The sequence below is a fragment of the Bacillus cereus group sp. RP32 genome (assembly GCF_040459735.1).
Classification (GTDB): Bacteria; Bacillota; Bacilli; order Bacillales; family Bacillaceae_G; genus Bacillus_A; species Bacillus_A wiedmannii.
Map to the genome: position 1 here is coordinate 5,040,001 of NZ_JARVHO010000001.1, position 26,550 is coordinate 5,066,550.

A 26,550-nucleotide genomic window follows, 5' to 3' on the forward strand; every position below is an offset into this window, starting at 1 on the left:
TTCTAAAGGGTATTGAACCTTCTTCATTTATACTCCGTTCCTAGAGATTAATAAACTGGTGCAATCACTTTCATAATCGACAGTTTATACTTTCTTACTTACACCTTTCTAAAGAATGAATAGCAAGCCAAACAAATATATATTAAAGGTAGCACTTTTTATTTCGAGTACATTCCAGCTGTATTCACAATTATCTCCTACCACTTCTCTCTAGGAATTATAAATACACTATGCATTTACTAAAAATCTAATTAACTTAGGAGGCGTTATGAAATGCATGTTAATAAGAAGATCATTTATGTATCCCATGATGCCCATTTCCACGGAGCACAGCTGCTTTCTTTACATACTATTAAAGCTCTTAAAGAAAACTTTCATTACTCCGTCGCAATTATTTCTATTGGAACGGGCATTTTAATCCACGATTTTCAAAAGTATGGTCCTGTTTATTGCCTAGAGGAAGACTACCCAACAGAAAAAAGGGTCGAATTATTAATAAAGAAGTTACTATCACAAGACTATACCATCGCCATATGTAGTACCGTCATAAGTGGTGACATAGTTGCATTACTAGCTAAACACAATATAAAAGTTATTTCATTAATACATGAATTGCCGCATTTAATACAACAGTACTCTGCCGAGGGGAAAGCGAGAAACATTGCCCAGTTTGCTTACAAAATTGTCTTCCCTTCACAGTACGTGTATGAAAAATTCCGTACAATCACCCAATTAGATCATCAAAAATGTCACATCCTCCCTCAAGGCTTGTTTAACCACAATCCTTATAAGAACAATATTGCAAAAGCTAGAAGTGAATTACGAAAAAAACACAACCTGCCTCTAGATAGCAAAATCATTTTGGGAGTAGGTTTTGCTGATCATCGGAAAGGGATAGATTTATTCTCACTTATTGCTTACTCAGTAAGAAAAGTTCATACGAATATTCATTTTATCTGGGTCGGGAGAACGGATGTTCATTTCTTTAACACACTATCCCCAAGATATACAGCACATTTCACATTAGTTGAGCCTACTCCAGATATCGGTTTATATAACGCCGGGGCTGATTTATATTTATTAACTTCAAGAGAAGATCCTTTTCCAAACGTTGTTTTAGAAGCATTAGATACAAAAGTCCCTGTTATAGGTTTTAAAAACGCTGGAGGTTTTGAAGATGTTGTTACGGAACAAACTGGCGCCTTAGTAGACTTTTTAAATTTACCGCAGGTGCTGGAAAGAATATATAAATTTATTGGAGATGAAGACTTACGATTACAAAAAGGGCGCTTTGGCCAAGAGCTTATTGAAAAAGATTTTAACTTTCTTCATTACATTTATCAACTGTTAAACCTACTTGATCATAATTACAAAAAAATAAGCGTAATCATACCGAACTATAATTACGAAAAATACTTACCTGACCGAGTTAAATCCATATTAAACCAAACCTATCCCCTTTACGAACTAATTTTCCTAGACGATGCCTCTACTGACAATAGCGTATCTATATTTAAACAGCTGCTCTCAAACGAAAATAAGCCCCACCTAAAAGTTCAGCAGATTATTAATGATAAAAACTCTGGTTCTGTATTTAAACAATGGATAAAAGGCGTCTCTGCAGCAACCGGTGATTATATTTGGATTGCAGAGGCTGATGACTTATGTGATCAGACATTTTTAGAAGAAGTAATACAAGGGTTTCATATAAATGGTGATGTTACCTTAAGCTACACACAATCAAAACAAATAGATGAACAAGGAAATATCCTAGCCAATCATTATTTAGATTACACAAATGATATTGATAAAGGAAAATGGAAAAGTTCTTATTTCCGAAAAGGGATAGATGAAATACAAGATACATTACTTATCAAAAACACCATACCTAATGTCTCAAGTGTAGTTTTTAAAAACATAGATATAAAAACTACAGAAAAACAATTAGAAAAGTTTAAAGTAGCTGGTGATTGGTTTTTCTATGTTTCTATTCTTAAAGAGGGGAACATTTATTTCAATCCAAAACCGTTAAACTATCATAGACGACATACAAATAGCGTAACGAGAACAGAAGATTTATATTCCCATTACAGTGAAGTTGTAAAAATGCAGAATTTCATTAAAGAAACCTTTACTATCGACGACATTTCAAAAAAGAAAATGTACACATATAGAAAGTATCTTAAAGCATATTTGAAGATTGAATGATATATTCTCTTCGCCATCAGTATCTCTTGTAAGACGTTACTATTATTTAAGGGGGGTTACTCATTGAAAGAATTTATAGAGGCAAATAAAGATTTGATTTCTCAAATTGCACACAACTACAATGTAAATGCAAGTATCCATCCAGAGGATCATATCTTTCAATTCCTTGTCACTAATCCAGTCTTCCCATCTAAAAAAGAAGCGATAGATTATTATTTTCAAGATGGGAGAAAATCCGCAGAAACACTCTTAGATTTAATTACGTCCTTTTATCCTCCTATAGACACTCCAATAAAATTATTAGAATTCGCATCCGGATACGGCTGCGTAACACGTCATTTATTAAACCTACAAACGAACTTAAGTATAACTACCTGCGATATACATGAAGAGGCTATTACTTTTATTGAACGTACATTAAATACTTCTTCTATCTTATCTCACCCTGAACCTGAACAAGTAAATTTGAACTCCTCTACGTATGATATCGTTTTTTGTCTATCCTTTTTTTCTCATATGCCTGATACAACTTGGTTCCGTTGGCTTCAAACATTGTATAACGCTGTTTCTCCTGAAGGCTTACTCATTTTCACAACTCATGGTTATCAAAGTAAAAAGTACTTCAGCTTTCCAGATTTAAATAAACAGGGTTATTGGTTTCTCCCTTCTAGTGAACAATTGGATTTGGATGTTCATCAATACGGGCAAACGATCGTTAGTCCCTCTTACGTATGTGACAAAATTAAATTATTGCCCTATAACCCTGTCATCAAAAAATACACTGAAGGTTTTTGGTGGGAACATCAAGACCTTTGGGTAATAAAAAAAGAAATAAAATAATAAACCACGCTCTACTTATACAAAAGTAGGGCATGGTTTATTATTTTTTACTATATAAGAACTCTTCAATCCATAGCTTATTTAATCTAATTCCACTTTTGAAATCTATTTTCGGTTCCCAATTACATTCTCGTCTTACTCTATCTATATTTAAAATGATTTTTTGAACATTTTCTTGCCTTTGTTTATAGCAGGTAAAGTCCACTTTTCTTTCCGTTAATTTCTCCAATTCTACTATAATTCGTTTTAAAGAGAGACCCTTGCCGCTCCCTATGTTATATACACAAGATTTCAAACGATTTAATTGTGATAGTTGTATAGTGATTTCAACTAAATCATCGATATAAATATAATCTCGAATAATCTCCTGTGGATTCCCATATATATTAATCTTTTCATTACTGAGATGCTGATACAAAAAACAGTTTATTGCCCCAACTTTCTTTAAAGGATTTTGATATTTTCCATATGGATTAGAATATCTACATACAACATAGTCAATTCCGTATTTTTTCTTATAAAAGTACAAGTAATTTTCAAGCGACACTTTTGTTATTCCATAAGGAGAAAGTGGTTTTAATGGATGTTCCTCATCAATAGGTAAATATTCCGGTTCACCATAAACCGTGCCTCCAGAAGATGCTAATACAATTTTTTTAACAGGAAAATTTTTAACACTTTCCATGAAGTTAAGAAAAAAAAAGCTACTGTTTATATCTCCGAAAACATCTTCAATTGAAGTTGCTACATTAGACGTTGCAGCTAAATAAATAATAATATCCACATCCACCAAAGCTTTATATATATCTTCAACATTTGCCAAATCACCTTTAATAAATTCAACATCACTTATAATATTTTGAGGAAAATTATTTATATGTCTGGAAAATACTTTGACAGTTTGACCTTGTTTCAATAAACCTAATGCGAGGTTAATACCAATGAAACTATTTCCACCTACTATTAAATAATTATTCTTCCTCATAATATCCTCTCTAGTAATAAGATTTTTGCTTATCACACCTAGAAATGCAATTAAATGAACTTGGTCACTGCTATTATTCATCCTCTTATCATTGTATGCTTCCTATAAATTTTCATTATCTTTATTTTATATTTTCCTTTTAGAATCGCTATCTTATTTAAGCTGACCGCAAAAAACACTCATACTATTTACTCATTCCCATGAATATATTGGATTAGTAAAAACTTCCCTTCTCCATAAATAAAAATTTCAAAAAGGAGCACTACATGTATGAAGAGTGTAAATCAAGAGCTTTTAAATCATGTAATCCTACATAAAGATCGAATCCCACATTTCCATAAAGACTTTCCACTTATACTATTCTGGAGCCATAGAAGCGGATGTACCGCCTTAGCTAATTGGTTCTTTTTTCAAATTGGATTGTTTAATGAAGCAAAGAAATACCATGACTTTATTCATTACTATGAATTCTGGGTGTATAAAAACAACACTAACTACATACCAGAGTTACAAAATGGGCTTCTAACAGCAAATAAAGATGTTTGTAAACTTGTACGGAATCCCTACAAAAGGGCCGTCAGCTCATTTTTATTACTTGCTGACAATCCATACGCTAGCCCGCAATGGGAAAGTATCCGCCACTATTTGTATAATGACAAATATAGTAACCGTGGAGTATCATTTAAACAATTTTTATATTACATTCGAGCATTGGGTTCAAATTCCCTAGCAATGGACATACATTTTAGTCAGCAATACGTTCCAGGTGAAGAAAATTTCATCCAATACTATATTCCTTTAGAAGATTTTAATACACAAATCACTAAGGTAGAACACACGTACGATTTAATTAAATCCAATTTAGCGCTTCTTACAAATTCAGATCATCATCGGGCTCATAAGATGCTTTATACAGGAAGCTATGCAGAACTCAGCATTACAGATGCCACCTTCCCTCGCTTTCCAACATATGAAAGCTTTTATGATGAAGAAACAATGGCGTTAGTTACAGAAATATATGCACAAGACTTTGAAATGTATCCGTACACAAAAGGGATATTCTAAGTCGATACATTCTTCAATGAATAAAAGCGAATGTATCGCATAGCATAAAGTGAAACTTTAATTAGCGTGGGGTTCTCTCCCGCTAATTATTCCATTCTACCAATCTCACTTTTATGGGTTCCCTAATTTCCGCCCACTCTCTTTGATTTCACTGATTGTTGACGTGTGTGTCATATGCATTTTTTTACAAAGGAGTGATGTCATGTGGAAAGTAATTTGAAGCACAATAATGGATATTGCGTTATTTGTGAGAAGGAAACTACATTTATAGAGCATAATGATTGGCTTAGAGATCATTACTTATGTTCTACATGCCACTCTATACCAAGGCAGCGAGCTATAATCCATGTTTTAAATACATTTTTTCCTAAATGGGGTTCCTATCATATCCACGAATCCTCTCCTGGGGGAATTACAACTCAGCTACTTATAAAAAACTGCAAAAACTATACGTATTCTCAATACTTTAAAAACTATCCTCTCGGCCAATACTTTCAAGGAATTAGATGTGAGAACTTAGAAGATATGACTTTCCAAAATGAATCTTTTGATTTGTTCATTACTCAAGATGTCTTTGAACATGTAATGGAGCCAAACAAAGCCTTTAAAGAAATAGAGCGTGTATTAAAGCCTGGCGGTGCTCATGTGTTTACTGTCCCTTGGTATCATACACTCACAAAGACTTTACAAAGAGCAAGAATCAATAAAGAAGGAATCGAATATATTGAGGAGCCAATTTATCATGGTAATCCTATTGATGAGAACGGGTCTTTAGTAACATTTGATTGGGGTCAAGATATGATTGAATATATTTATACATATGCAAATATGTATACCATTGTTTATTTACAAAAGGATAGATCACTGGGATTAGATGCTGAATTTCTACACGTTTTTATTAGTAAAAAACACGAAAATAATTTTTAGGTACTATATAATTTGGAGGTTAACAAATGAATAACTTCAAGTTAGGAAATGATTTTGATAACCTTGTTAGCCCGCTTTCTGATGTTGAACTTCTAAATCTATTTATACAAAGTTGCTCACAAACAAAGATAAATGGCATCCCAGTACCTATGTTCCCCCCTGAAGAAATTCAACAACAGTTTGTAGGTGCTTCCTATGAACATGCTCTTTATGAAGCATATTTGTTTTATAGCCATGTAAAAACATATGCCCAAAATCTAGGTGTTCCTTTGAATAAAGGACGTAAAATTTTAGACTTTGGTTGCGGATGGGGAAGAATCATACGCTTCTTTTTCAAAAATGTTCGCGATGAAAATTTACTTGGTATTGATGTAGATCCCCTCATGATTACTCTTTGTAATGAAACGTTAGGAAGAGGGATATATAAAACAACCAACCCACAACCTCCTGTAGAATTTATTAATGACAATTCATTAGATATCATATTCGCTTATTCTGTATTCTCACATTTATCCGAAGAAACAGCAGAAAATTGGATAAATGAATTTTCAAGAATTCTTCGTCCAGGTGGCATCTTCATCGCCACAACACAAGCACGCTATTTTCTCGATTTCTGTCAACAATTTAAGGAACACCCTGAATTAATTCAAACGGGATGGCATAAAACTTTATCTCAAGCTTTTCCAGATATAAATCGTGCCATCTCGGATTATGAAAGCGGCAATTTTGTCCACAGCCCTACGGGAGCTGGAGACGTTAGAAACCGTAGCTTCTACGGGGAAACCGTTATACCTAGAACTTATATTAAAAACCACTATGAGAAGTATTTAAAGCTACGGGACTTTTTTGATGATACAAACCGGTTACCCCAAGCTCTATTTGTTCTCCAAAAAGATTAACTCTTTTCGCTCATTGTATAATGAAGATCATTTTGTATCTCAGCCGTATATATTAAATCATCAAAGATTTCCATATTAAGCACACTGTACAAAAGAATTCATTATGCAGCATAAACACAGTAAGTAAATAACATATCTCATGCTTTAACTAGATTCGAAAAATCAAAAGTAACTTCCCACCACTTGAACTACGAAGAACATAAGGGGGATATATCTTGAAAATAATCGCTTTTTACTTACCACAGTTTCATCAAATAAAAGAAAATGACCGATGGTGGGGGAAAGGGTTTACTGAATGGACAAATACTAAAAGTGCACGACCTTTATTTTCAGGACATTACCAACCTAGAGAACCTTATCAAGATTTTTATTATGACTTAACCACCCCATCCGTAAGAAAATGGCAAGCAGAAATCGCCAAAGCACATGGCATATATGGTTTTTGTTATTACCATTACTGGTTTAAAGGGAAGAGGCTATTGGAGGCACCCTTTAATGAGGTGCTTAAGATGAAGGAACCAGATTTTCCATTTTGCCTTTCTTGGGCAAATGAACCGTGGACAAAAACTTGGGATGGTCTTGATAGTCACATATTAATGCCTCAAAATTATGGAGAATTATCGGATTGGAAAGAACACTTTGAGTATTTATTGCAAGCTTTCCAAGATGAGAGATATATCCGTATAGACGATAAACCACTATTCATTATTTATCGTCCCGGGCATATCCCTCATTGTGAACAAATGCTTCATTATTGGAATACACTCGCACAAGAAAATGGTTTGAAAGGTATATACTTTGCAGAAACATTAAACAGCTTTCCACTTCCTAATATAAATGGATTTGATGCTAGCATTCAATTCGAGCCTTTTTATACAATTGCTCATGATAGCTCTTCAGACATAAATAAGACAATATATGAGTCTGGTAAACAAATAAACGCTTGGGATTATGATAAAGTGTGGATGTATATACTAAAACGATCTCCTCCAGAGAAAAAAACATTTCCTGGTGCCTTTGTTGACTGGGACAATACAGCACGCCGCAAAGACTTAAATAGCAGCATCTTCCTAGGTTCTACCCCTAGGAAGTTCACGATATATTTAAGCAAACAAATCCAGCGTACCTATTCTCTTTACAACAGCGAGTTTTTATTTATTAATGCGTGGAATGAATGGGCAGAAGGTACTTACTTAGAACCAGATAAAAGGTATGGATTCGCCTATTTAGAAGGAGTTAAGCAGGCAATTAACAGAGGTATGAAAGCATACAAAAAAGACGAGTCATTCTGACTCGTCTTAATAGTTGCTTGGCGACGTCCTACTCTCACAGGGACAAGGTCCCAACTACCATCGGCGCTAGAGAGCTTAACTTCCGTGTTCGGTATGGGAACGGGTGTGACCTCTCTGCCATCATCACCAAACTATGAAGGCATATTCCTTCAAAACTAGATAACATTTGCTTCATATTATATGGTTAAGTCCTCGATCTATTAGTATTCGTCAGCTCCACATGTCACCATGCTTCCACCTCGAACCTATCAACCTGATCATCTTTCAGGGATCTTACTAGCTTACGCTATGGGAAATCTCATCTTGAGGGGGGCTTCATGCTTAGATGCTTTCAGCACTTATCCCTTCCGCACATAGCTACCCAGCTATGCCCTTGGCAGAACAACTGGTACACCAGCGGTGCGTCCATCCCGGTCCTCTCGTACTAAGGACAGCTCCTCTCAAATTTCCTACGCCCACGACGGATAGGGACCGAACTGTCTCACGACGTTCTGAACCCAGCTCGCGTACCGCTTTAATGGGCGAACAGCCCAACCCTTGGGACCGACTACAGCCCCAGGATGCGATGAGCCGACATCGAGGTGCCAAACCTCCCCGTCGATGTGGACTCTTGGGGGAGATAAGCCTGTTATCCCCGGGGTAGCTTTTATCCGTTGAGCGATGGCCCTTCCATGCGGAACCACCGGATCACTAAGCCCGACTTTCGTCCCTGCTCGACTTGTAGGTCTCGCAGTCAAGCTCCCTTATGCCTTTGCACTCTACGAATGATTTCCAACCATTCTGAGGGAACCTTTGGGCGCCTCCGTTACACTTTAGGAGGCGACCGCCCCAGTCAAACTGCCCACCTGACACTGTCTCCCGGGTCGATAAGACCCGTAGGTTAGAATTTCAATACAGTCAGGGCGGTATCCCACCAGCGCCTCCACCGAAGCTAGCGCTCCGGTTTCAATGGCTCCCGCCTATCCTGTACAAACTGTACCAAAATTCAATATCAGGCTACAGTAAAGCTCCACGGGGTCTTTCCGTCCTGTCGCGGGTAACCTGCATCTTCACAGGTACTATAATTTCACCGAGTCTCTGGTTGAGACAGTGCCCAAATCGTTACACCTTTCGTGCGGGTCGGAACTTACCCGACAAGGAATTTCGCTACCTTAGGACCGTTATAGTTACGGCCGCCGTTTACTGGGGCTTCAGTTCAGAGCTTCGCTTACGCTAACCCCTCTCCTTAACCTTCCAGCACCGGGCAGGTGTCAGCCCCTATACTTCGCCTTACGGCTTCGCAGAGACCTGTGTTTTTGCTAAACAGTCGCTTGGGCCTATTCACTGCGGCTTTCCGTTAAGAAAGCACCCCTTCTCCCGAAGTTACGGGGTCATTTTGCCGAGTTCCTTAACCAGAGTTCTCTCGCACACCTTAGGATTCTCTCCTCGCCTACCTGTGTCGGTTTGCGGTACAGGCACCTTTTATCTCGCTAGAAGCTTTTCTTGGCAGCGGGGAATCAAAGACTTCGCTCCATAAGGAGCTTCCCCATCACAGCTCAGCCTTCACGATAAGCGGATTTGCCTACTTATCAGCCTAACTGCTTGGACGTGCACAACCAATCGCACGCTTCTTCTATCCTTCTGCGTCCCTCCATTGCTCAAAACGATAAAGAGGTGGTACAGGAATATCAACCTGTTGTCCATCGCCTACGCCTGTCGGCCTCGGCTTAGGTCCTGACTAACCCTGAGCGGACGAGCCTTCCTCAGGAAACCTTAGGCATTCGGTGGACGGGATTCTCACCCGTCTTTCGCTACTCATACCGGCATTCTCACTTCTAAGCGCTCCACCAGTCCTTCCGGTCTGACTTCACTGCACTTAGAACGCTCCCCTACCACTGATACCATTGGTATCAATTCGCAGCTTCGGTGGTGTATTTAGCCCCGGTACATTTTCGGCGCAGAGTCACTCGACTAGTGAGCTATTACGCACTCTTTAAATGGTGCTGCTTCTAAGCCAACATCCTAGTTGTCTAAGCAACTCCACATCCTTTTCCACTTAATACACACTTTGGGACCTTAGCTGGCGATCTGGGCTGTTTCCCTCTTGACTACGGATCTTATCACTCGCAGTCTGACTCCTAAGGATAAGTCATTGGCATTCGGAGTTTGACTGAATTCGGTAATCCGATGAGGACCCCTAGTTCAATCAGTGCTCTACCTCCAAGACTCTTACACTTAAGGCTAGCCCTAAAGCTATTTCGGGGAGAACCAGCTATCTCCAGGTTCGATTGGAATTTCTCCGCTACCCACACCTCATCCCCGCACTTTTCAACGTGCGTGGGTTCGGGCCTCCATTCAGTGTTACCTGAACTTCACCCTGGACATGGGTAGATCACCTGGTTTCGGGTCTACGACCACGTACTAAACGCCCTATTCAGACTCGCTTTCCGCTGCGGCTCCGCCTCTTCAGCTTAACCTCGCACGGGATCGTAACTCGCCGGTTCATTCTACAAAAGGCACGCCATCACCCATTAACGGGCTCTGACTATTTGTAGGCACACGGTTTCAGGATCTCTTTCACTCCCTTCCGGGGTGCTTGTTCTACCTTTCCCTCACTGGTACTTGGTTCACTAATCGATCACTAGGGAGTATTTAGCCTTGGGAGATGGTCCTCCCAGATTCCGACGGAATTTCACGTGTTCCGCCGTACTCAAGGATACATTCAAGAGAGAACGAAGTTTCGACTACGGGTTGTTACCCTCTACGACGGACCTTTCCAGGTCGCTTCGTCTACCTCGTTCCTTTGTAACTGCCGTATAGAATGTCCTACAACCCCAAGAGGCAAGCCTCTTGGTTGGGCTATGTTCCGTTTCGCTCGCCGCTACTCAGGAAATCGCATTTGCTTTCTCTTCCTCCAGGTACTTAAGATGTTTCAGTTCCCTGGGTTCTGTCTTCCTTACCCTATGTTATTCAGGCAAGGATACCATACCATTACGTATGGTGGGTTTCCCCATTCGGAAATCTTCGGATCAAAGCTTACTTACAGCTCCCCGAAGCATATCGGCGTTAGTCCCGTCCTTCATCGACTCCTAGTGTCAAGGCATCACACCGTGCGCCCTTTCTAACTTAACCAAACTAAATTAAAAAATATGAGCTACACTGTTATCTAGTTTTTCAAAGAACATACATTTATATATGAGAGATAGTTTCTCTCAAAACTGAACAAAACGAAACACGGAAACTTATATTGTGAACAGCGTTCATCAATTCTCCATAGAAAGGAGGTGATCCAGCCGCACCTTCCGATACGGCTACCTTGTTACGACTTCACCCCAATCATCTGTCCCACCTTAGGCGGCTGGCTCCATAAAGGTTACCCCACCGACTTCGGGTGTTACAAACTCTCGTGGTGTGACGGGCGGTGTGTACAAGGCCCGTGGAACGTATTCACCGCGGCATGCTGATCCGCGATTACTAGCGATTCCAGCTTCATGTAGGCGAGTTGCAGCCTACAATCCGAACTGAGAACGGTTTTATGAGATTAGCTCCACCTCGCGGTCTTGCAGCTCTTTGTACCGTCCATTGTAGCACGTGTGTAGCCCAGGTCATAAGGGGCATGATGATTTGACGTCATCCCCACCTTCCTCCGGTTTGTCACCGGCAGTCACCTTAGAGTGCCCAACTTAATGATGGCAACTAAGATCAAGGGTTGCGCTCGTTGCGGGACTTAACCCAACATCTCACGACACGAGCTGACGACAACCATGCACCACCTGTCACTCTGCTCCCGAAGGAGAAGCCCTATCTCTAGGGTTTTCAGAGGAATGTCAAGACCTGGTAAGGTTCTTCGCGTTGCTTCGAATTAAACCACATGCTCCACCGCTTGTGCGGGCCCCCGTCAATTCCTTTGAGTTTCAGCCTTGCGGCCGTACTCCCCAGGCGGAGTGCTTAATGCGTTAACTTCAGCACTAAAGGGCGGAAACCCTCTAACACTTAGCACTCATCGTTTACGGCGTGGACTACAGGGTATCTAATCCTGTTTGCTCCCCACGCTTTCGCGCCTCAGTGTCAGTTACAGACCAGAAAGTCGCCTTCGCCACTGGTGTTCCTCCATATCTCTACGCATTTCACCGCTACACATGGGAATTCCACTTTCCTCTTCTGCACTCAAGTCTCCCAGTTTCCAATGACCCTCCACGGTTGAGCCGTGGGCTTTCACATCAGACTTAAGAAACCACCTGCGCGCGCTTTACGCCCAATAATTCCGGATAACGCTTGCCACCTACGTATTACCGCGGCTGCTGGCACGTAGTTAGCCGTGGCTTTCTGGTTAGGTACCGTCAAGGTGCCAGCTTATTCAACTAGCACTTTGTTCTTCCCTAACAACAGAGTTTTACGACCCGAAAGCCTTCATCACTCACGCGGCGTTGCTCCGTCAGACTTTCGTCCATTGCGGAAGATTCCCTACTGCTGCCTCCCGTAGGAGTCTGGGCCGTGTCTCAGTCCCAGTGTGGCCGATCACCCTCTCAGGTCGGCTACGCATCGTTGCCTTGGTGAGCCGTTACCTCACCAACTAGCTAATGCGACGCGGGTCCATCCATAAGTGACAGCCGAAGCCGCCTTTCAATTTCGAACCATGCAGTTCAAAATATTATCCGGTATTAGCCCCGGTTTCCCGGAGTTATCCCAGTCTTATGGGCAGGTTACCCACGTGTTACTCACCCGTCCGCCGCTAACTTCTTGAGAGCAAGCTCTCAATCCATTCGCTCGACTTGCATGTATTAGGCACGCCGCCAGCGTTCATCCTGAGCCAGGATCAAACTCTCCAATAAAGTTAGTTTGTCTAGCATCTAAAAATAAAAATTGACGTTTCACGTTGTTTGTTTCGTTCAGTTTTCAAAGAACTACTCGGTCGCTCATTTGCGACTCCCTTATGTTAACATCTTCGTTAGTTAATGTCAACTAAGTTTTTCATTTTGTTTACCGCGTTCTGCATTATTGCATCGGCGACTTGTTCTATATTACACCTCTAAGATACAACCGTCAATATGTTTTTATAAAAAACTTCATTTTTTATAAATCCTATTTACGTTATTAAATTATGTATTTATATACCTCTTCTATAAGAATAGATAAGCAACCCATAAAATACTCTATGGGTTGCTATTCCTTCATAAAAACTATTGTTCTTTTGAAGGTATCGAACAACTTTCATCCGTACAAGACATATCGCTTCCACCCTCTGAAGAAAGCTCTTGTAACTTAGGTGCAGGATTCTCTTCTTCCCACACTTGTTGAAGTGCACCGACAAAAGTTTCGAGTGGTTGCGCACCTGAAATAGCATACTTTTGGTTAATAATAAAATAAGGTACTCCTGAAATTTGATATTGCTGAGCAATCGCTTCATCAATTCTAACATCATTTGCATATGCACCTTTATCATTAATAACACGTAAAGCTTCTTGCTTATCTAAACCTGAAGCTTCAGCAATAGTAGCAAGCGTATCCACATCACTTAAATTTCTCGATTCAGTGAAATATGCAAAAAGTAGATTTTCCGTAATCTCTTTTTCTTTCCCTTGATCCTTTGCAAATTTAGCTAGACGATGCGCATCAAAAGTGTTCGTCGGCTTCATCTCTTCAAAATTAAAATTTAAATCCATACTAGCTGCATGATTTCCTAGTTGTACATTATTACGCTTAGCTTCTTCAATACTAATCCCGTACTTTGATGCAAGTACTTCATTAATACTTGTTCCAGAATAGATTGGAGCATTTTGGTCTAATTCAAAACTTTTAAACTCCACTTCAACATCCTTCTTATGCGGAAATTGCTCTAAAGCCATTTCTAATCTACGTTTCCCAATATAACAAAATGGGCATACAAAATCTGACCATACTTCAATCTTCATAGAAACACCTCATTAACATGTAGTTTTCAATTATTGTAGCACTGGCAATAAGGAATTCAAAAATTTATGCTTCAAACCTTATATACTACAAACTAAAATAAGTTTTTAAATAGAAAAAACGATAATCAAAAGTATAAAAACCTTTCCTTCTGATTATCGTATATACAAATCTAAAACAATCTAATTACGCTGGAATGTATCTCCCCACGAACTTCCATACGGTATTCCAATATTTATTCGAATCTACCTTCTCGGCTTCTCCATGTCCAGCACCTGGAACAATTAATTTCTCTTTTTCTACTTTTGCAGCATTATATACTTCATCTAACATTTCATAAGGAACAAATGTATCAGCATCCCCATGAATAAATAGCATAGGTGTTTTACTTTTCGCCACTTGTTTTATAGCTGAAGCTTCTTCTAAATCATATCCAGATCTTAATTTTGTAACTGTATTTGCCGCATTCATAACAGGAAACTTTGGCAAATGGAATAAATCTTTTAGTTGATACGTAAATTCATCAATAACAGTTGAGTATCCACAATCTTCAATAATAACTTTAACGTTAGAAGGTAACTCTTCACCTGAAGTCATCATTACAGTTGCTCCCCCCATTGAAATACCAAAGAGTGCTATTTCAGCATTAGGGTCTTTCTTTACAATTTGTTGAATCCAAATCAAAATATCTTTACGATCATGCCAGCCCATCCCTATATAATCACCTTCACTATTTCCATGCCCACGAAGGTCTGGCGCTATGACGTTATATCCTTGTTCATAAAAGTTCCGGATATATTTCGTCATTTTCGATGCCCTACTATCATACCCATGAACTACAATTGCCCATTTATGGCTAGATTGTTCATTCATATATTCATAACCTGTTAATTTCAACTTATCGAAAGAATTTATGTTTCGTGTATTAGGTTTATGATTTGATACAAAGTTCGCATCCTTTTCTTCATTTGTAGCGAACACACCTCCCGATGCATTCACAGTTTCTACTAAGTGAGGATTATCCTCTAAAAACTCTTTCTCTTGTTTCGCATTCAACGCATAATTATAAAAATAATTCCCGACTAACATATAAGTAATTGCTAGAAGGACTAAAACTACTATAGTAATTACACCTATCTTTTTCATATTATCTCCTTAAAAAAATTTAAATCTTCCTATATTAAAGTACCTCGAAAAACAACTGTACTATTTTAACACACCGATAGATTGCTTTTACAAAAAATAGAATAGAAAATCTTAAACTACACATCAAAAATGATGAAAGAAAATGAATATGAGGGGATCAAAAGAATACGGATTACTTACTTGAAGCTGATAAGAAGTTTAAAACACAAAAAAGACGAGTCATTCTGACTCGTCTTAATAGTTGCTTGGCGACGTCCTACTCTCACAGGGACAAGGTCCCAACTACCATCGGCGCTAGAGAGCTTAACTTCCGTGTTCGGTATGGGAACGGGTGTGACCTCTCTGCCATCATCACCAAACTATGAAGGCATATTCCTTCAAAACTAGATAACATTTGCTTCATATTATATGGTTAAGTCCTCGATCTATTAGTATTCGTCAGCTCCACATGTCACCATGCTTCCACCTCGAACCTATCAACCTGATCATCTTTCAGGGATCTTACTAGCTTACGCTATGGGAAATCTCATCTTGAGGGGGGCTTCATGCTTAGATGCTTTCAGCACTTATCCCTTCCGCACATAGCTACCCAGCTATGCCCTTGGCAGAACAACTGGTACACCAGCGGTGCGTCCATCCCGGTCCTCTCGTACTAAGGACAGCTCCTCTCAAATTTCCTACGCCCACGACGGATAGGGACCGAACTGTCTCACGACGTTCTGAACCCAGCTCGCGTACCGCTTTAATGGGCGAACAGCCCAACCCTTGGGACCGACTACAGCCCCAGGATGCGATGAGCCGACATCGAGGTGCCAAACCTCCCCGTCGATGTGGACTCTTGGGGGAGATAAGCCTGTTATCCCCGGGGTAGCTTTTATCCGTTGAGCGATGGCCCTTCCATGCGGAACCACCGGATCACTAAGCCCGACTTTCGTCCCTGCTCGACTTGTAGGTCTCGCAGTCAAGCTCCCTTATGCCTTTGCACTCTACGAATGATTTCCAACCATTCTGAGGGAACCTTTGGGCGCCTCCGTTACACTTTAGGAGGCGACCGCCCCAGTCAAACTGCCCACCTGACACTGTCTCCCGGGTCGATAAGACCCGTAGGTTAGAATTTCAATACAGTCAGGGCGGTATCCCACCAGCGCCTCCACCGAAGCTAGCGCTCCGGTTTCAATGGCTCCCGCCTATCCTGTACAAACTGTACCAAAATTCAATATCAGGCTACAGTAAAGCTCCACGGGGTCTTTCCGTCCTGTCGCGGGTAACCTGCATCTTCACAGGTACTATAATTTCACCGAGTCTCTGGTTGAGACAGTGCCCAAATCGTTACACCTTTCGTGCGGGTCGGAACTTACCCGACAAGGAATTTCGCTACCTTAGGACCGTTATAGTTACGGCCGCCGTTTACTGGGGCTTCAGTTCAGAGCTTCGCTTACGCTAACCCCTCTCCTTAACCTTCCAGCACCGGGCAGGTGTCAGCCCCTATACTTCGCCTTACGGCTTCGCAGAGACCTGTGTTTTTGCTAAACAGTCGCTTGGGCCTATTCACTGCGGCTTTCCGTTAAGAAAGCACCCCTTCTCCCGAAGTTACGGGGTCATTTTGCCGAGTTCCTTAACCAGAGTTCTCTCGCACACCTTAGGATTCTCTCCTCGCCTACCTGTGTCGGTTTGCGGTACAGGCACCTTTTATCTCGCTAGAAGCTTTTCTTGGCAGCGGGGAATCAAAGACTTCGCTCCATAAGGAGCTTCCCCATCACAGCTCAGCCTTCACGATAAGCGGATTTGCCTACTTATCAGCCTAACTGCTTGGACGTGCACAACCAATCGCACGCTTCTTCTATCCTTCTGCGTCCCTCCATTGCTCAAACGATAAAGAGGTGGTACAGGAATATCAACCTGTTGTCCATCGCCTACGCCTGTCGGCCTCGGCTTAGGTCCTGACTAACCCTGAGCGGACGAGCCTTCCTCAGGAAACCTTAGGCATTCGGTGGACGGGATTCTCACCCGTCTTTCGCTACTCATACCGGCATTCTCACTTCTAAGCGCTCCACCAGTCCTTCCGGTCTGACTTCACTGCACTTAGAACGCTCCCCTACCACTGATACCATTGGTATCAATTCGCAGCTTCGGTGGTGTATTTAGCCCCGGTACATTTTCGGCGCAGAGTCACTCGACTAGTGAGCTATTACGCACTCTTTAAATGGTGGCTGCTTCTAAGCCAACATCCTAGTTGTCTAAGCAACTCCACATCCTTTTCCACTTAATACACACTTTGGGACCTTAGCTGGCGATCTGGGCTGTTTCCCTCTTGACTACGGATCTTATCACTCGCAGTCTGACTCCTAAGGATAAGTCATTGGCATTCGGAGTTTGACTGAATTCGGTAATCCGATGAGGACCCCTAGTTCAATCAGTGCTCTACCTCCAAGACTCTTACACTTAAGGCTAGCCCTAAAGCTATTTCGGGGAGAACCAGCTATCTCCAGGTTCGATTGGAATTTCTCCGCTACCCACACCTCATCCCCGCACTTTTCAACGTGCGTGGGTTCGGGCCTCCATTCAGTGTTACCTGAACTTCACCCTGGACATGGGTAGATCACCTGGTTTCGGGTCTACGACCACGTACTAAACGCCCTATTCAGACTCGCTTTCGCTGCGGCTCCGCCTCTTCAGCTTAACCTCGCACGGGATCGTAACTCGCCGGTTCATTCTACAAAAGGCACGCCATCACCCATTAACGGGCTCTGACTATTTGTAGGCACACGGTTTCAGGATCTCTTTCACTCCCCTTCCGGGGTGCTTTTCACCTTTCCCTCACGGTACTGGTTCACTATCGATCACTAGGGAGTATTTAGCCTTGGGAGATGGTCCTCCCAGATTCCGACGGAATTTCACGTGTTCCGCCGTACTCAGGATACATTCAAGAGAGAACGAAGTTTCGACTACGGGGTTGTTACCCTCTACGACGGACCTTTCCAGGTCGCTTCGTCTACCTCGTTCCTTTGTAACTCCGTATAGAATGTCCTACAACCCCAAGAGGCAAGCCTCTTGGTTTGGGCTATGTTCCGTTTCGCTCGCCGCTACTCAGGAAATCGCATTTGCTTTCTCTTCCTCCAGGTACTTAGATGTTTCAGTTCCCTGGGTCTGTCTTCCTTACCCTATGTATTCAGGCAAGGATACCATACCATTACGTATGGTGGGTTTCCCCATTCGGAAATCTTCGGATCAAAGCTTACTTACAGCTCCCCGAAGCATATCGGCGTTAGTCCCGTCCTTCATCGACTCCTAGTGTCAAGGCATCCACCGTGCGCCCTTTCTAACTTAACCAAACTAAAATTAAAAAAATATGAGCTACACTGTTATCTAGTTTTCAAAGAACATACATTTATATATGAGAGATAGTTCTCTCAAAACTGAACAAAACGAAACACGGAAACTTATATTGATGAACAGCGTTCATCAATTCTCCATAGAAAGGAGGTGATCCAGCCGCACCTTCCGATACGGCTACCTTGTTACGACTTCACCCCAATCATCTGTCCCACCTTAGGCGGCTGGCTCCATAAAGGTTACCCCACCGACTTCGGGTGTTACAAACTCTCGTGGTGTGACGGGCGGTGTGTACAAGGCCCGGGAACGTATTCACCGCGGCATGCTGATCCGCGATTACTAGCGATTCCAGCTTCATGTAGGCGAGTTGCAGCCTACAATCCGAACTGAGAACGGTTTTATGAGATTAGCTCCACCTCGCGGTCTTGCAGCTCTTTGTACCGTCCATTGTAGCACGTGTGTAGCCCAGGTCATAAGGGGCATGATGATTTGACGTCATCCCCACCTTCCTCCGGTTTGTCACCGGCAGTCACCTTAGAGTGCCCAACTTAATGATGGCAACTAAGATCAAGGGTTGCGCTCGTTGCGGGACTTAACCCAACATCTCACGACACGAGCTGACGACAACCATGCACCACCTGTCACTCTGCTCCCGAAGGAGAAGCCCTATCTCTAGGGTTTTCAGAGGATGTCAAGACCTGGTAAGGTTCTTCGCGTTGCTTCGAATTAAACCACATGCTCCACCGCTTGTGCGGGCCCCCGTCAATTCCTTTGAGTTTCAGCCTTGCGGCCGTACTCCCCAGGCGGAGTGCTTAATGCGTTAACTTCAGCACTAAAGGGCGGAAACCCTCTAACACTTAGCACTCATCGTTTACGGCGTGGACTACCAGGGTATCTAATCCTGTTTGCTCCCCACGCTTTCGCGCCTCAGTGTCAGTTACAGACCAGAAAGTCGCCTTCGCCACTGGTGTTCCTCCATATCTCTACGCATTTCACCGCTACACATGGAATTCCACTTTCCTCTTCTGCACTCAAGTCTCCCAGTTTCCAATGACCCTCCACGGTTGAGCCGTGGGCTTTCACATCAGACTTAAGAAACCACCTGCGCGCGCTTTACGCCCAATAATTCCGGATAACGCTTGCCACCTACGTATTACCGCGGCTGCTGGCACGTAGTTAGCCGTGGCTTTCTGGTTAGGTACCGTCAAGGTGCCAGCTTATTCAACTAGCACTTGTTCTTCCCTAACAACAGAGTTTTACGACCCGAAAGCCTTCATCACTCACGCGGCGTTGCTCCGTCAGACTTTCGTCCATTGCGGAAGATTCCCTACTGCTGCCTCCCGTAGGAGTCTGGGCCGTGTCTCAGTCCCAGTGTGGCCGATCACCCTCTCAGGTCGGCTACGCATCGTTGCCTTGGTGAGCCGTTACCTCACCAACTAGCTAATGCGACGCGGGTCCATCCATAAGTGACAGCCGAAGCCGCCTTTCAATTTCGAACCATGCAGTTCAAAATATTATCCGGTATTAGCCCCGGTTTCCCGGAGTTATCCCAGTCTTATGGGCAGGTTACCCACGTGTTACTCACCCGTCCGCCGCTAACTTCTTGAGAGCAAGCTCTCAATCCATTCGCTCGACTTGCATGTATTAGGCACGCCGCCAGCGTTCATCCTGAGCCAGGATCAAACTCTCCAATAAAGTTAGTTTGTCTAGCATCTAAAAATAAAAATTGACGTTTCACGTTGTTTGTTTCGTTCAGTTTTCAAAGAACTACTCGGTCGCTCATTTGCGACTCCCTTATGTTAACATCTTCATGTTTCAATGTCAACTAAGTTTTTCATTTTGTTTACCGCGTTCTGCGTTATTGCATCGGCGACTTGTCCTATATTACACCTCTATACTCTAATCGTCAACATATTTTTCTAAAAAAATATAAAAAGGCTTATTTCTTTTAAAATAAGCCTTTTTATCAAATATCATTCTATTCATTTATTATTTTTCTATAATTGGTAACGAGACGATAAACTGAATAATACCATCCTCATATTCCGCTCGAATACTACCACCTTGCAGCTCAACAATACTTTTCGCAATCGCTAATCCAAGTCCCGATCCTTCTGTTACTCTACTTCTAGATTGATCCTTCTTATAAAAACGTTCAAACAAACTCCCTAGCTCTTCTCTCGTAAACTCTTCACTATGATTCGCAATTACAATTTGTATATCCCGGCGCTGCCTTTGAAGAGAAACTTTTATCTCCCCATCATCTTTACTATACTTAATCGCGTTCATTAATAGATTATCAAATACACGTACCATCTTTTCCGAATCAACCGCTGCATAGGCACGTTCCTCAGGAAACTTCTTAACAAACGCAAGTCCATGCTCTTCTGCCTGCGGTACTAACTCTTCTATTAATTGCTCCAATAACTCATTTATACAAACCTCTTGTTTTTCTAATACAACTTGCTCATTTGTTAACTTCGTATACTCAAATAAATCTTCTATTAAATTCTTTAACTGCTCCGACTTCGCAAAAGCAATTCTCGTATACTCATCATGTTGTTCTTTATTTTCATATTTAGAATCTCGAAGTAATCGCAAGTAACCCATAATAGAAGTCAGTGGTGTACGCAAATCGTGAGATACATTCGTAATAAGCTCATTCTTTTGCTTCTCTAATTTACGTTCCTTTTCTATATTATTCATAAGCTCTTCTGCCATATTATTAATATTCTCAGTTAAAGACGCAATCTCGTCCTCACCTTTCTTCTCAATACGATACGCTAAGTTGCCTTTTTCTATTTCCTTTACACCTTGTGCCATCGCTTCAATTTGCTTCATCTTTCTCTTTGTTATATAGAAGAAAGAGAAAATAAATACGAGTACACCTATGCAAAATGGAAACGGCCCTTCTTGCGTATCATATATTACTTCACCTTCTGGAATCCCACTAACAAACATGTATAAATTCTTATCTTCTATTGTAATAGGTGCAAAAGCTATAAATTCTTTTCTTGTACTTTCAAATGCATCTTGGCCATTTGAATAGTTGATCGCAAATGATGCTGCATTACGAATCGTATTATGCAAATCAATTTGCTCTTCTTGTGCCTGCTTCGTTTTATATAAAACTTTACCGCTCTCGTCAGTAACCAATATTTTTAAAGCTCTAGGTCCTCGCTCGAAACTTTGGTTCTCCCTTTCGATCATATCGGATATAGCTTCTAATTTATTTTCATGAACCGAACTATTTGCCGCTCCTTGAGCTTGTTGATTAATCTCCTCCATACCAGCCCGATAATCGATCATCGCCTTCCGATTCGCATTCTCAAAAAACGGCGCTGCTGCCTTTGCTGACAAAAGACCTAATAACGCACAAGCAGTAAACGCAGTAATAAGTTGAATTCGCACACTCCGTTTCACACTCTTTATTATCTTTCCAATTAATTTTCGAAATTTCCTAACATAAGTAAATGGATTAAATATCTTTTTCAATCTTATACCCCACTCCCCATACTGTTTTTATATATATTGGCTTCCTTGGATTCTCCTCAATCTTTTCACGCACTTTCCGAATATGAACCATTACCGTGTTATCCGACTGGAAAGATCTTTCGTTCCAAACCTTTTCATAAATTTGTTCCGCGCTAAAGACCATCCCCGGATTACGAGCTAGTAATTCTAAAATCGAAAATTCCCTCGGAGTCAGTTTCACTTCTTCTCCACCTACAATGACTGTATGGGTTGAGATGTTTATCTTCATCTCTCCAATTTCTAGCTCGTCCTCATTTTGAAGAGCAAAACCATTCATCTTCATATAACGACGTAACTGAGATTTAATCCTTGCGATTAACTCTAACGGATTAAATGGTTTCGTTACGTAATCATCTGCACCTGTTGTTAATCCTAAAATTTTATCCATATCTTGCGTTTTCGCAGAAAGCATAATAATTGGCATTTCTTTCGATTCTCTTACTTTCATGCACATATGAATACCATCTACCTTTGGCATCATAATATCTAATACGACTAGATGTACTTCATTTTCTTCTAGTAAACGTAATCCTTCTTCTCCGTCTCCTGCTTGCAACACTTTATATCCTTCATTCTTTAAATAGATTGTAATAAGATTTCTAATTTCTTTTTCATCATCTACGACAAGTATTGTTTCGTGCGCCACAATATCTCCCCCATCACTTTTTTAATCCCTAACTTCTATTATAGGAAAACTTCTGAAGAAAAACGCTCGGAAATCCTTAAGATTTTCTGAAGACGCAAAAAAGGTCTAGACTCCCCTTAAGTCTAGACCTTTCAAAAAACCCCTTTTATTTACGAACGTAGATGAAATATAGTACGAATAAAACTCCCATAACATACATAATTGGATGAATCTCTTTACGACGACCACTTACTACCATTGTAATTGGATAGAAGATAAACCCGATTGCAATCCCTGTCGCAATACTATACGTAAGTGGCATTGAAATGATTGTAAAGAATGCTGGTACTGCAATCTCGAATTTCTTCCAATCAATTTCGCCTAAAGATGAAACCATCAAGATCCCTACAATAATTAATGCTGGCGCTGTTACAGCTGGTGTTACAACGCTTAATAATGGCGAGAAGAATAGTGCCAGCAAGAAGAATCCTGCTGTTACAACTGCTGTAAATCCAGAACGTCCACCCGCTGCTACCCCTGCAGACGACTCAATGTAAGACGTTGTTGTTGATGTACCTAAGATCGCACCGATTACAGTTGCAATCGCATCTGCGAATAACGCTTTTCCTGCACGTGGTAATTTATTGTTCTTCATTAATCCTGCTTGATTCGCAACCGCTACAAGTGTACCTGCTGTATCAAAGAAATCGATAAAGAAGAACGTTATAATAACAATCACCATTTGAACAGTGAAAATGTCTCCAAAGTGAGTTAATGCCACACCGAACGTTGGTTCTAGACTCGGTATTGCTCCCACTACAGCTTTTGGAGTATCAATTAATCCTGTCGCTACTCCTAAAATTGCTGTAAGAATCATACCGTAGAACACTGCACCATTAACTTTCTTAATCATGAAGATGATTGTAGTAACAACCCCGAAGATCGCTAGTAACGTTGTGCCCTTTGTTAAATCCCCCAACCCAACAAGAACAGCATCATTTTTCACGATAATTCCGGCATTTTGGAATCCAAGGAAAGCAATGAATAATCCGATACCTGCCGCTACTGCAAACTTTAACTCTGATGGAATTGCATTAATGATTTTTTCACGAATACCTGAAGCTGTAAGAATAATAAAGATAATACCTGACATTAACGTTCCAGCAATTGCTGTCTGCCATGGAATACCCATCGTTAACACTGCCGTATAAGCAAAGAACGCGTTAATTCCCATACCCGGCGCCAATGCAATTGGATACTTCGCGAATATCCCCATAATTAACGAACCAATCGCTGCCGCTAATGCTGTAGCAACGAATACTGCACCTGGATCCATTCCTGTACCTGCCGGTAACCCTTTAACATTTCCAAGTGACAGCGTAGCAGGATTGACAAATAATACATAAGCCATAGATAAAAATGTCGTTAAACCCGCTATGAACTCTGTTTTATAATTTGTGCCGAGTTCATCAAACTGAAAATAGCGTTTCATCTTACGTTTCCCCCGTTATATGATTACTCGCCGTAATCTCCCTAGCCCTCTTTTATCTATTAAAAATAAAAAAGGCTTCCATTGCATATACATGGAAGCGTTCTATGAATAAAGACAAGTTTCCCCTCATCTTTATCTAAACGCCTCGTAGTCAAGCCATTTACGGTAGCTAGGTAGAAACTTTCGGGCCATATCCCCGATATTATACGACGGCATAATATTCACTTTTCGATTGAATTACATACTCATATTAACTCGATGAAGTAGTTTTGTCAATTTAAAAACGAACATTTTTATAAACTTTTATACTTTCGTTCGTATTAATGGTAAAAATACAAAAGATCCATCTATGCATGAGCAATAGATGGATCTTTTTTTATAATACTATTCCCACTCAATAGTTGCTGGTGGCTTACTTGTTATATCATACACGATACGGTTAACGTGTTTTACTTCGTTTACGATACGTACAGAGATTTTCTCTAATACGTCCCAAGGGATACGTGCCCAGTCAGCTGTCATACCGTCGATAGATGTTACTGCGCGGATACCTACTGTGTAATCGTAAGTACGCTCATCACCCATAACACCTACGCTACGCATACCAGGAAGCGCAGTGAAGTATTGCCAAACTTCGCGGTCTAAGCCCGCTTTAATAATTTCTTCACGTAAAATCGCATCAGATTCACGAACGATTTCTAATTTCTCTTCTGTGATTTCACCTAATACACGAATACCAAGACCAGGGCCTGGGAATGGTTGACGCCATACGATTTCATCAGGAATTCCTAGTTCTGATCCTAATACACGTACTTCATCTTTAAATAACGTGTTTAAAGGCTCAATTAATTTGAACTGCATGTCTTCTGGAAGACCACCAACGTTATGGTGAGATTTAATTGTTTGTGCAGTTGCTGTACCACTTTCAACGATGTCTGTATAAAGTGTACCTTGCGCTAGGAAGTCCATTCCTTGTAATTTAGAAGCTTCATCATCAAATACGTAAATGAATTCATTACCGATGATTTTACGTTTTTGTTCTGGATCTTCTACACCTTTTAACTTGTTCATGAAGCGTTCTTGTGCATCCACTTTAATAACGTTCATGTGGAAGCCTTCGCTGAATGTTTTCATAACGCCTTCTGCTTCACCTTTACGAAGTAAGCCGTGGTCAACGAAAATACATGTTAATTGATCGCCGATTGCTTTATGAATTAATACTGCTACAACAGAAGAGTCTACACCGCCGCTAAGTGCGCATAGTACTTTTTTGTCTCCAACAGTTTCACGGATTTTCTCTAATTCTACTTCGATAAAGTTCTCCATGTTCCATCCTTCAGAACAACCACATACGCCGAATACGAAGTTTTTAATTAAATCGTTACCGTGCTCAGAATGACGTACTTCTGGGTGGAATTGTACACCGTATAAGTTTTTGTCTTCATTGCTCATACCAGCAATTGGACAAGACTCACTTGTTGCATCTACTACGAATCCTTCAGGTAAACCAGTTACTAAGTCACCATGGCTCATCCATACAACTTGCTCTTCTGGAAGGTTCGCATATAATTTTGATTCGTTCTCTACTTTAAGAACAGCTTTTCCGTACTCACGGTGGTTTGCACGTTCTACTTTCCCACCGAAGTGTTGCGTCATAAGCTGCATACCGTAACAAATACCGAAGATCGGTAATCCTAGTTCAAAGATTTTTTCATCACAATGTAATGCGCCTTCACCGTATACACTATTTGGTCCACCAGAGAAGATAATCCCTTTTGGATTCATTGCTTTAATTTCTTCTGCAGTAATTGTATGTGGATGAAGTTCACTGTATACACCGAACTCACGAATTCGACGTGCTATTAACTGATTGTACTGACTCCCAAAATCTAAAACGATAATTGTATCATGCTGCTTCTTCAAAATAATCACCCCAACGTTAGTTCTCGTATATAAATATTTTTACCAATTAGGCAAAAAGCATTACTAATATAATAAAAAAAGCCAGTCCTCCGCCTCTAGTCTCATAACAAAGAAAAGGCAGGGGTCTGGCTTTATAAAGAAAGATAGTCTTCCGCTCTTTATAAATATAAGACGCACTGCCTTCATAGTCAGGTTGTTTACGGTAACCCGGTAGAGACTCTCAAACCATATCATCGAGGATATATGAAGGATTTTTTTATATTATCTCCCTAGATTCTAACAATGAAGTATCGATATGGTCAAGAGAGAAAGCGACAAAATTCTACAGAAATTAATTTCCTTTTCTAAAAAACATAAAAAAACATCCATTTCTATATAGAAATGGATGTTTT

At 40.9% G+C, this 26,550-nt stretch carries 13 protein-coding genes, 6 rRNA genes and 2 riboswitches; of the genes, 6 read left to right on the top strand and 13 right to left on the bottom strand.

From position 1 onward, the window contains the following. Positions 1-273 precede the first annotated feature (273 nt). Both QCI46_RS25835 and QCI46_RS25840 read left to right on the top strand, forming a co-directional pair. Complete coding sequence (locus tag QCI46_RS25835; protein WP_353841744.1) at positions 274-2,208, top strand: glycosyltransferase; 1,935 nt, start codon at positions 274-276, stop codon at positions 2,206-2,208. Between the two features lie 63 nt (positions 2,209-2,271). Next, complete coding sequence (locus QCI46_RS25840) at positions 2,272-3,048, top strand: class I SAM-dependent methyltransferase (protein WP_353841745.1); 777 nt, start codon at positions 2,272-2,274, stop codon at positions 3,046-3,048. A 40-nt stretch (positions 3,049-3,088) separates the two neighbouring features. On the opposite strand, the gene QCI46_RS25845 is transcribed toward QCI46_RS25840, so the two are convergent. Further along, positions 3,089-4,033: an NAD-dependent epimerase/dehydratase family protein gene (locus QCI46_RS25845; RefSeq protein WP_088610425.1), complete on the bottom strand. Its 945-nt coding sequence runs from the start codon at positions 4,031-4,033 to the stop codon at positions 3,089-3,091. Positions 4,034-4,303: 270 nt separating this feature from the next. Between QCI46_RS25845 and QCI46_RS25850 the strand changes: the two genes are divergently transcribed. The 4 genes from QCI46_RS25850 to QCI46_RS25865 all read left to right on the top strand — a co-directional run bounded on the left by QCI46_RS25850 (position 4,304) and on the right by QCI46_RS25865 (position 8,216). Then, a complete protein-coding gene (locus QCI46_RS25850) occupies positions 4,304-5,098 on the top strand; it encodes a sulfotransferase family 2 domain-containing protein (RefSeq protein ID WP_353841746.1) in 795 nt (264 codons plus the stop codon). Between the two features lie 204 nt (positions 5,099-5,302). Next, positions 5,303-6,025 carry a class I SAM-dependent methyltransferase gene (locus QCI46_RS25855; protein WP_353841747.1) on the top strand — a complete coding sequence of 241 codons (723 nt, stop codon included), beginning with the start codon at positions 5,303-5,305 and terminating at the stop codon, positions 6,023-6,025. 26 nt (positions 6,026-6,051) lie between these two features. Then, positions 6,052-6,924 carry a class I SAM-dependent methyltransferase gene (locus QCI46_RS25860; RefSeq protein WP_353841748.1) on the top strand — a complete coding sequence of 291 codons (873 nt, stop codon included), beginning with the start codon at positions 6,052-6,054 and terminating at the stop codon, positions 6,922-6,924. Between the two features lie 215 nt (positions 6,925-7,139). Next, complete coding sequence (locus QCI46_RS25865; protein ID WP_353841749.1) at positions 7,140-8,216, top strand: glycosyltransferase WbsX family protein; 1,077 nt, start codon at positions 7,140-7,142, stop codon at positions 8,214-8,216. Between the two features lie 15 nt (positions 8,217-8,231). Here the strand turns inward: QCI46_RS25865 and rrf (QCI46_RS25870) are convergent. The 12 genes from rrf (QCI46_RS25870) to guaA form a co-directional block, all read right to left on the bottom strand. Further along, positions 8,232-8,347 (bottom strand): 5S ribosomal RNA (gene rrf / locus QCI46_RS25870). Positions 8,348-8,396: 49 nt separating this feature from the next. Continuing rightward, positions 8,397-11,327: ribosomal RNA gene (locus tag QCI46_RS25875) — 23S ribosomal RNA — on the bottom strand. 145 nt (positions 11,328-11,472) lie between these two features. After that, positions 11,473-13,027: ribosomal RNA gene (locus QCI46_RS25880) — 16S ribosomal RNA — on the bottom strand. The 16S, 23S and 5S rRNA genes sit together here, the layout of an rRNA operon. 348 nt (positions 13,028-13,375) lie before the next feature. Then, positions 13,376-14,107 carry a DsbA family oxidoreductase gene (locus QCI46_RS25885; RefSeq protein WP_048543054.1) on the bottom strand — a complete coding sequence of 244 codons (732 nt, stop codon included), beginning with the start codon at positions 14,105-14,107 and terminating at the stop codon, positions 13,376-13,378. A gap of 184 nt (positions 14,108-14,291) precedes the next feature. Further along, entirely contained in the window at positions 14,292-15,251 is a 960-nt protein-coding gene (locus tag QCI46_RS25890; RefSeq protein ID WP_353841750.1) for an alpha/beta hydrolase, read from the bottom strand. 243 nt (positions 15,252-15,494) lie between these two features. Further along, positions 15,495-15,610, bottom strand: a 5S ribosomal RNA gene (gene rrf / locus QCI46_RS25895). Positions 15,611-15,659: 49 nt separating this feature from the next. Continuing rightward, positions 15,660-18,581 (bottom strand): 23S ribosomal RNA (locus QCI46_RS25900). A 146-nt stretch (positions 18,582-18,727) separates the two neighbouring features. Then, a 16S ribosomal RNA gene (locus QCI46_RS25905) occupies positions 18,728-20,279 on the bottom strand. Positions 20,280-20,573: 294 nt separating this feature from the next. Further along, positions 20,574-22,079, bottom strand: a complete 1,506-nt coding sequence (locus QCI46_RS25910; RefSeq protein WP_353841751.1) for a sensor histidine kinase — start codon at positions 22,077-22,079, stop codon at positions 20,574-20,576. Next, complete coding sequence (locus tag QCI46_RS25915; RefSeq protein WP_353841752.1) at positions 22,063-22,764, bottom strand: response regulator transcription factor; 702 nt, start codon at positions 22,762-22,764, stop codon at positions 22,063-22,065. Before QCI46_RS25915 ends, QCI46_RS25910 begins: the two co-directional genes overlap by 17 nt. A gap of 145 nt (positions 22,765-22,909) precedes the next feature. Beyond that, on the bottom strand, positions 22,910-24,235 hold the full coding sequence (locus QCI46_RS25920; protein ID WP_000833097.1) for an NCS2 family permease: 1,326 nt from the start codon (positions 24,233-24,235) through the stop codon (positions 22,910-22,912). 128 nt (positions 24,236-24,363) lie between these two features. Beyond that, positions 24,364-24,465, bottom strand: a riboswitch (purine riboswitch). Between the two features lie 154 nt (positions 24,466-24,619). Continuing rightward, on the bottom strand, positions 24,620-26,158 hold the full coding sequence (gene guaA, locus QCI46_RS25925; protein ID WP_098133539.1) for a glutamine-hydrolyzing GMP synthase: 1,539 nt from the start codon (positions 26,156-26,158) through the stop codon (positions 24,620-24,622). 165 nt (positions 26,159-26,323) lie between these two features. Beyond that, positions 26,324-26,425, bottom strand: a riboswitch (purine riboswitch). Between the last annotated feature and the right edge of the window lie 125 nt (positions 26,426-26,550).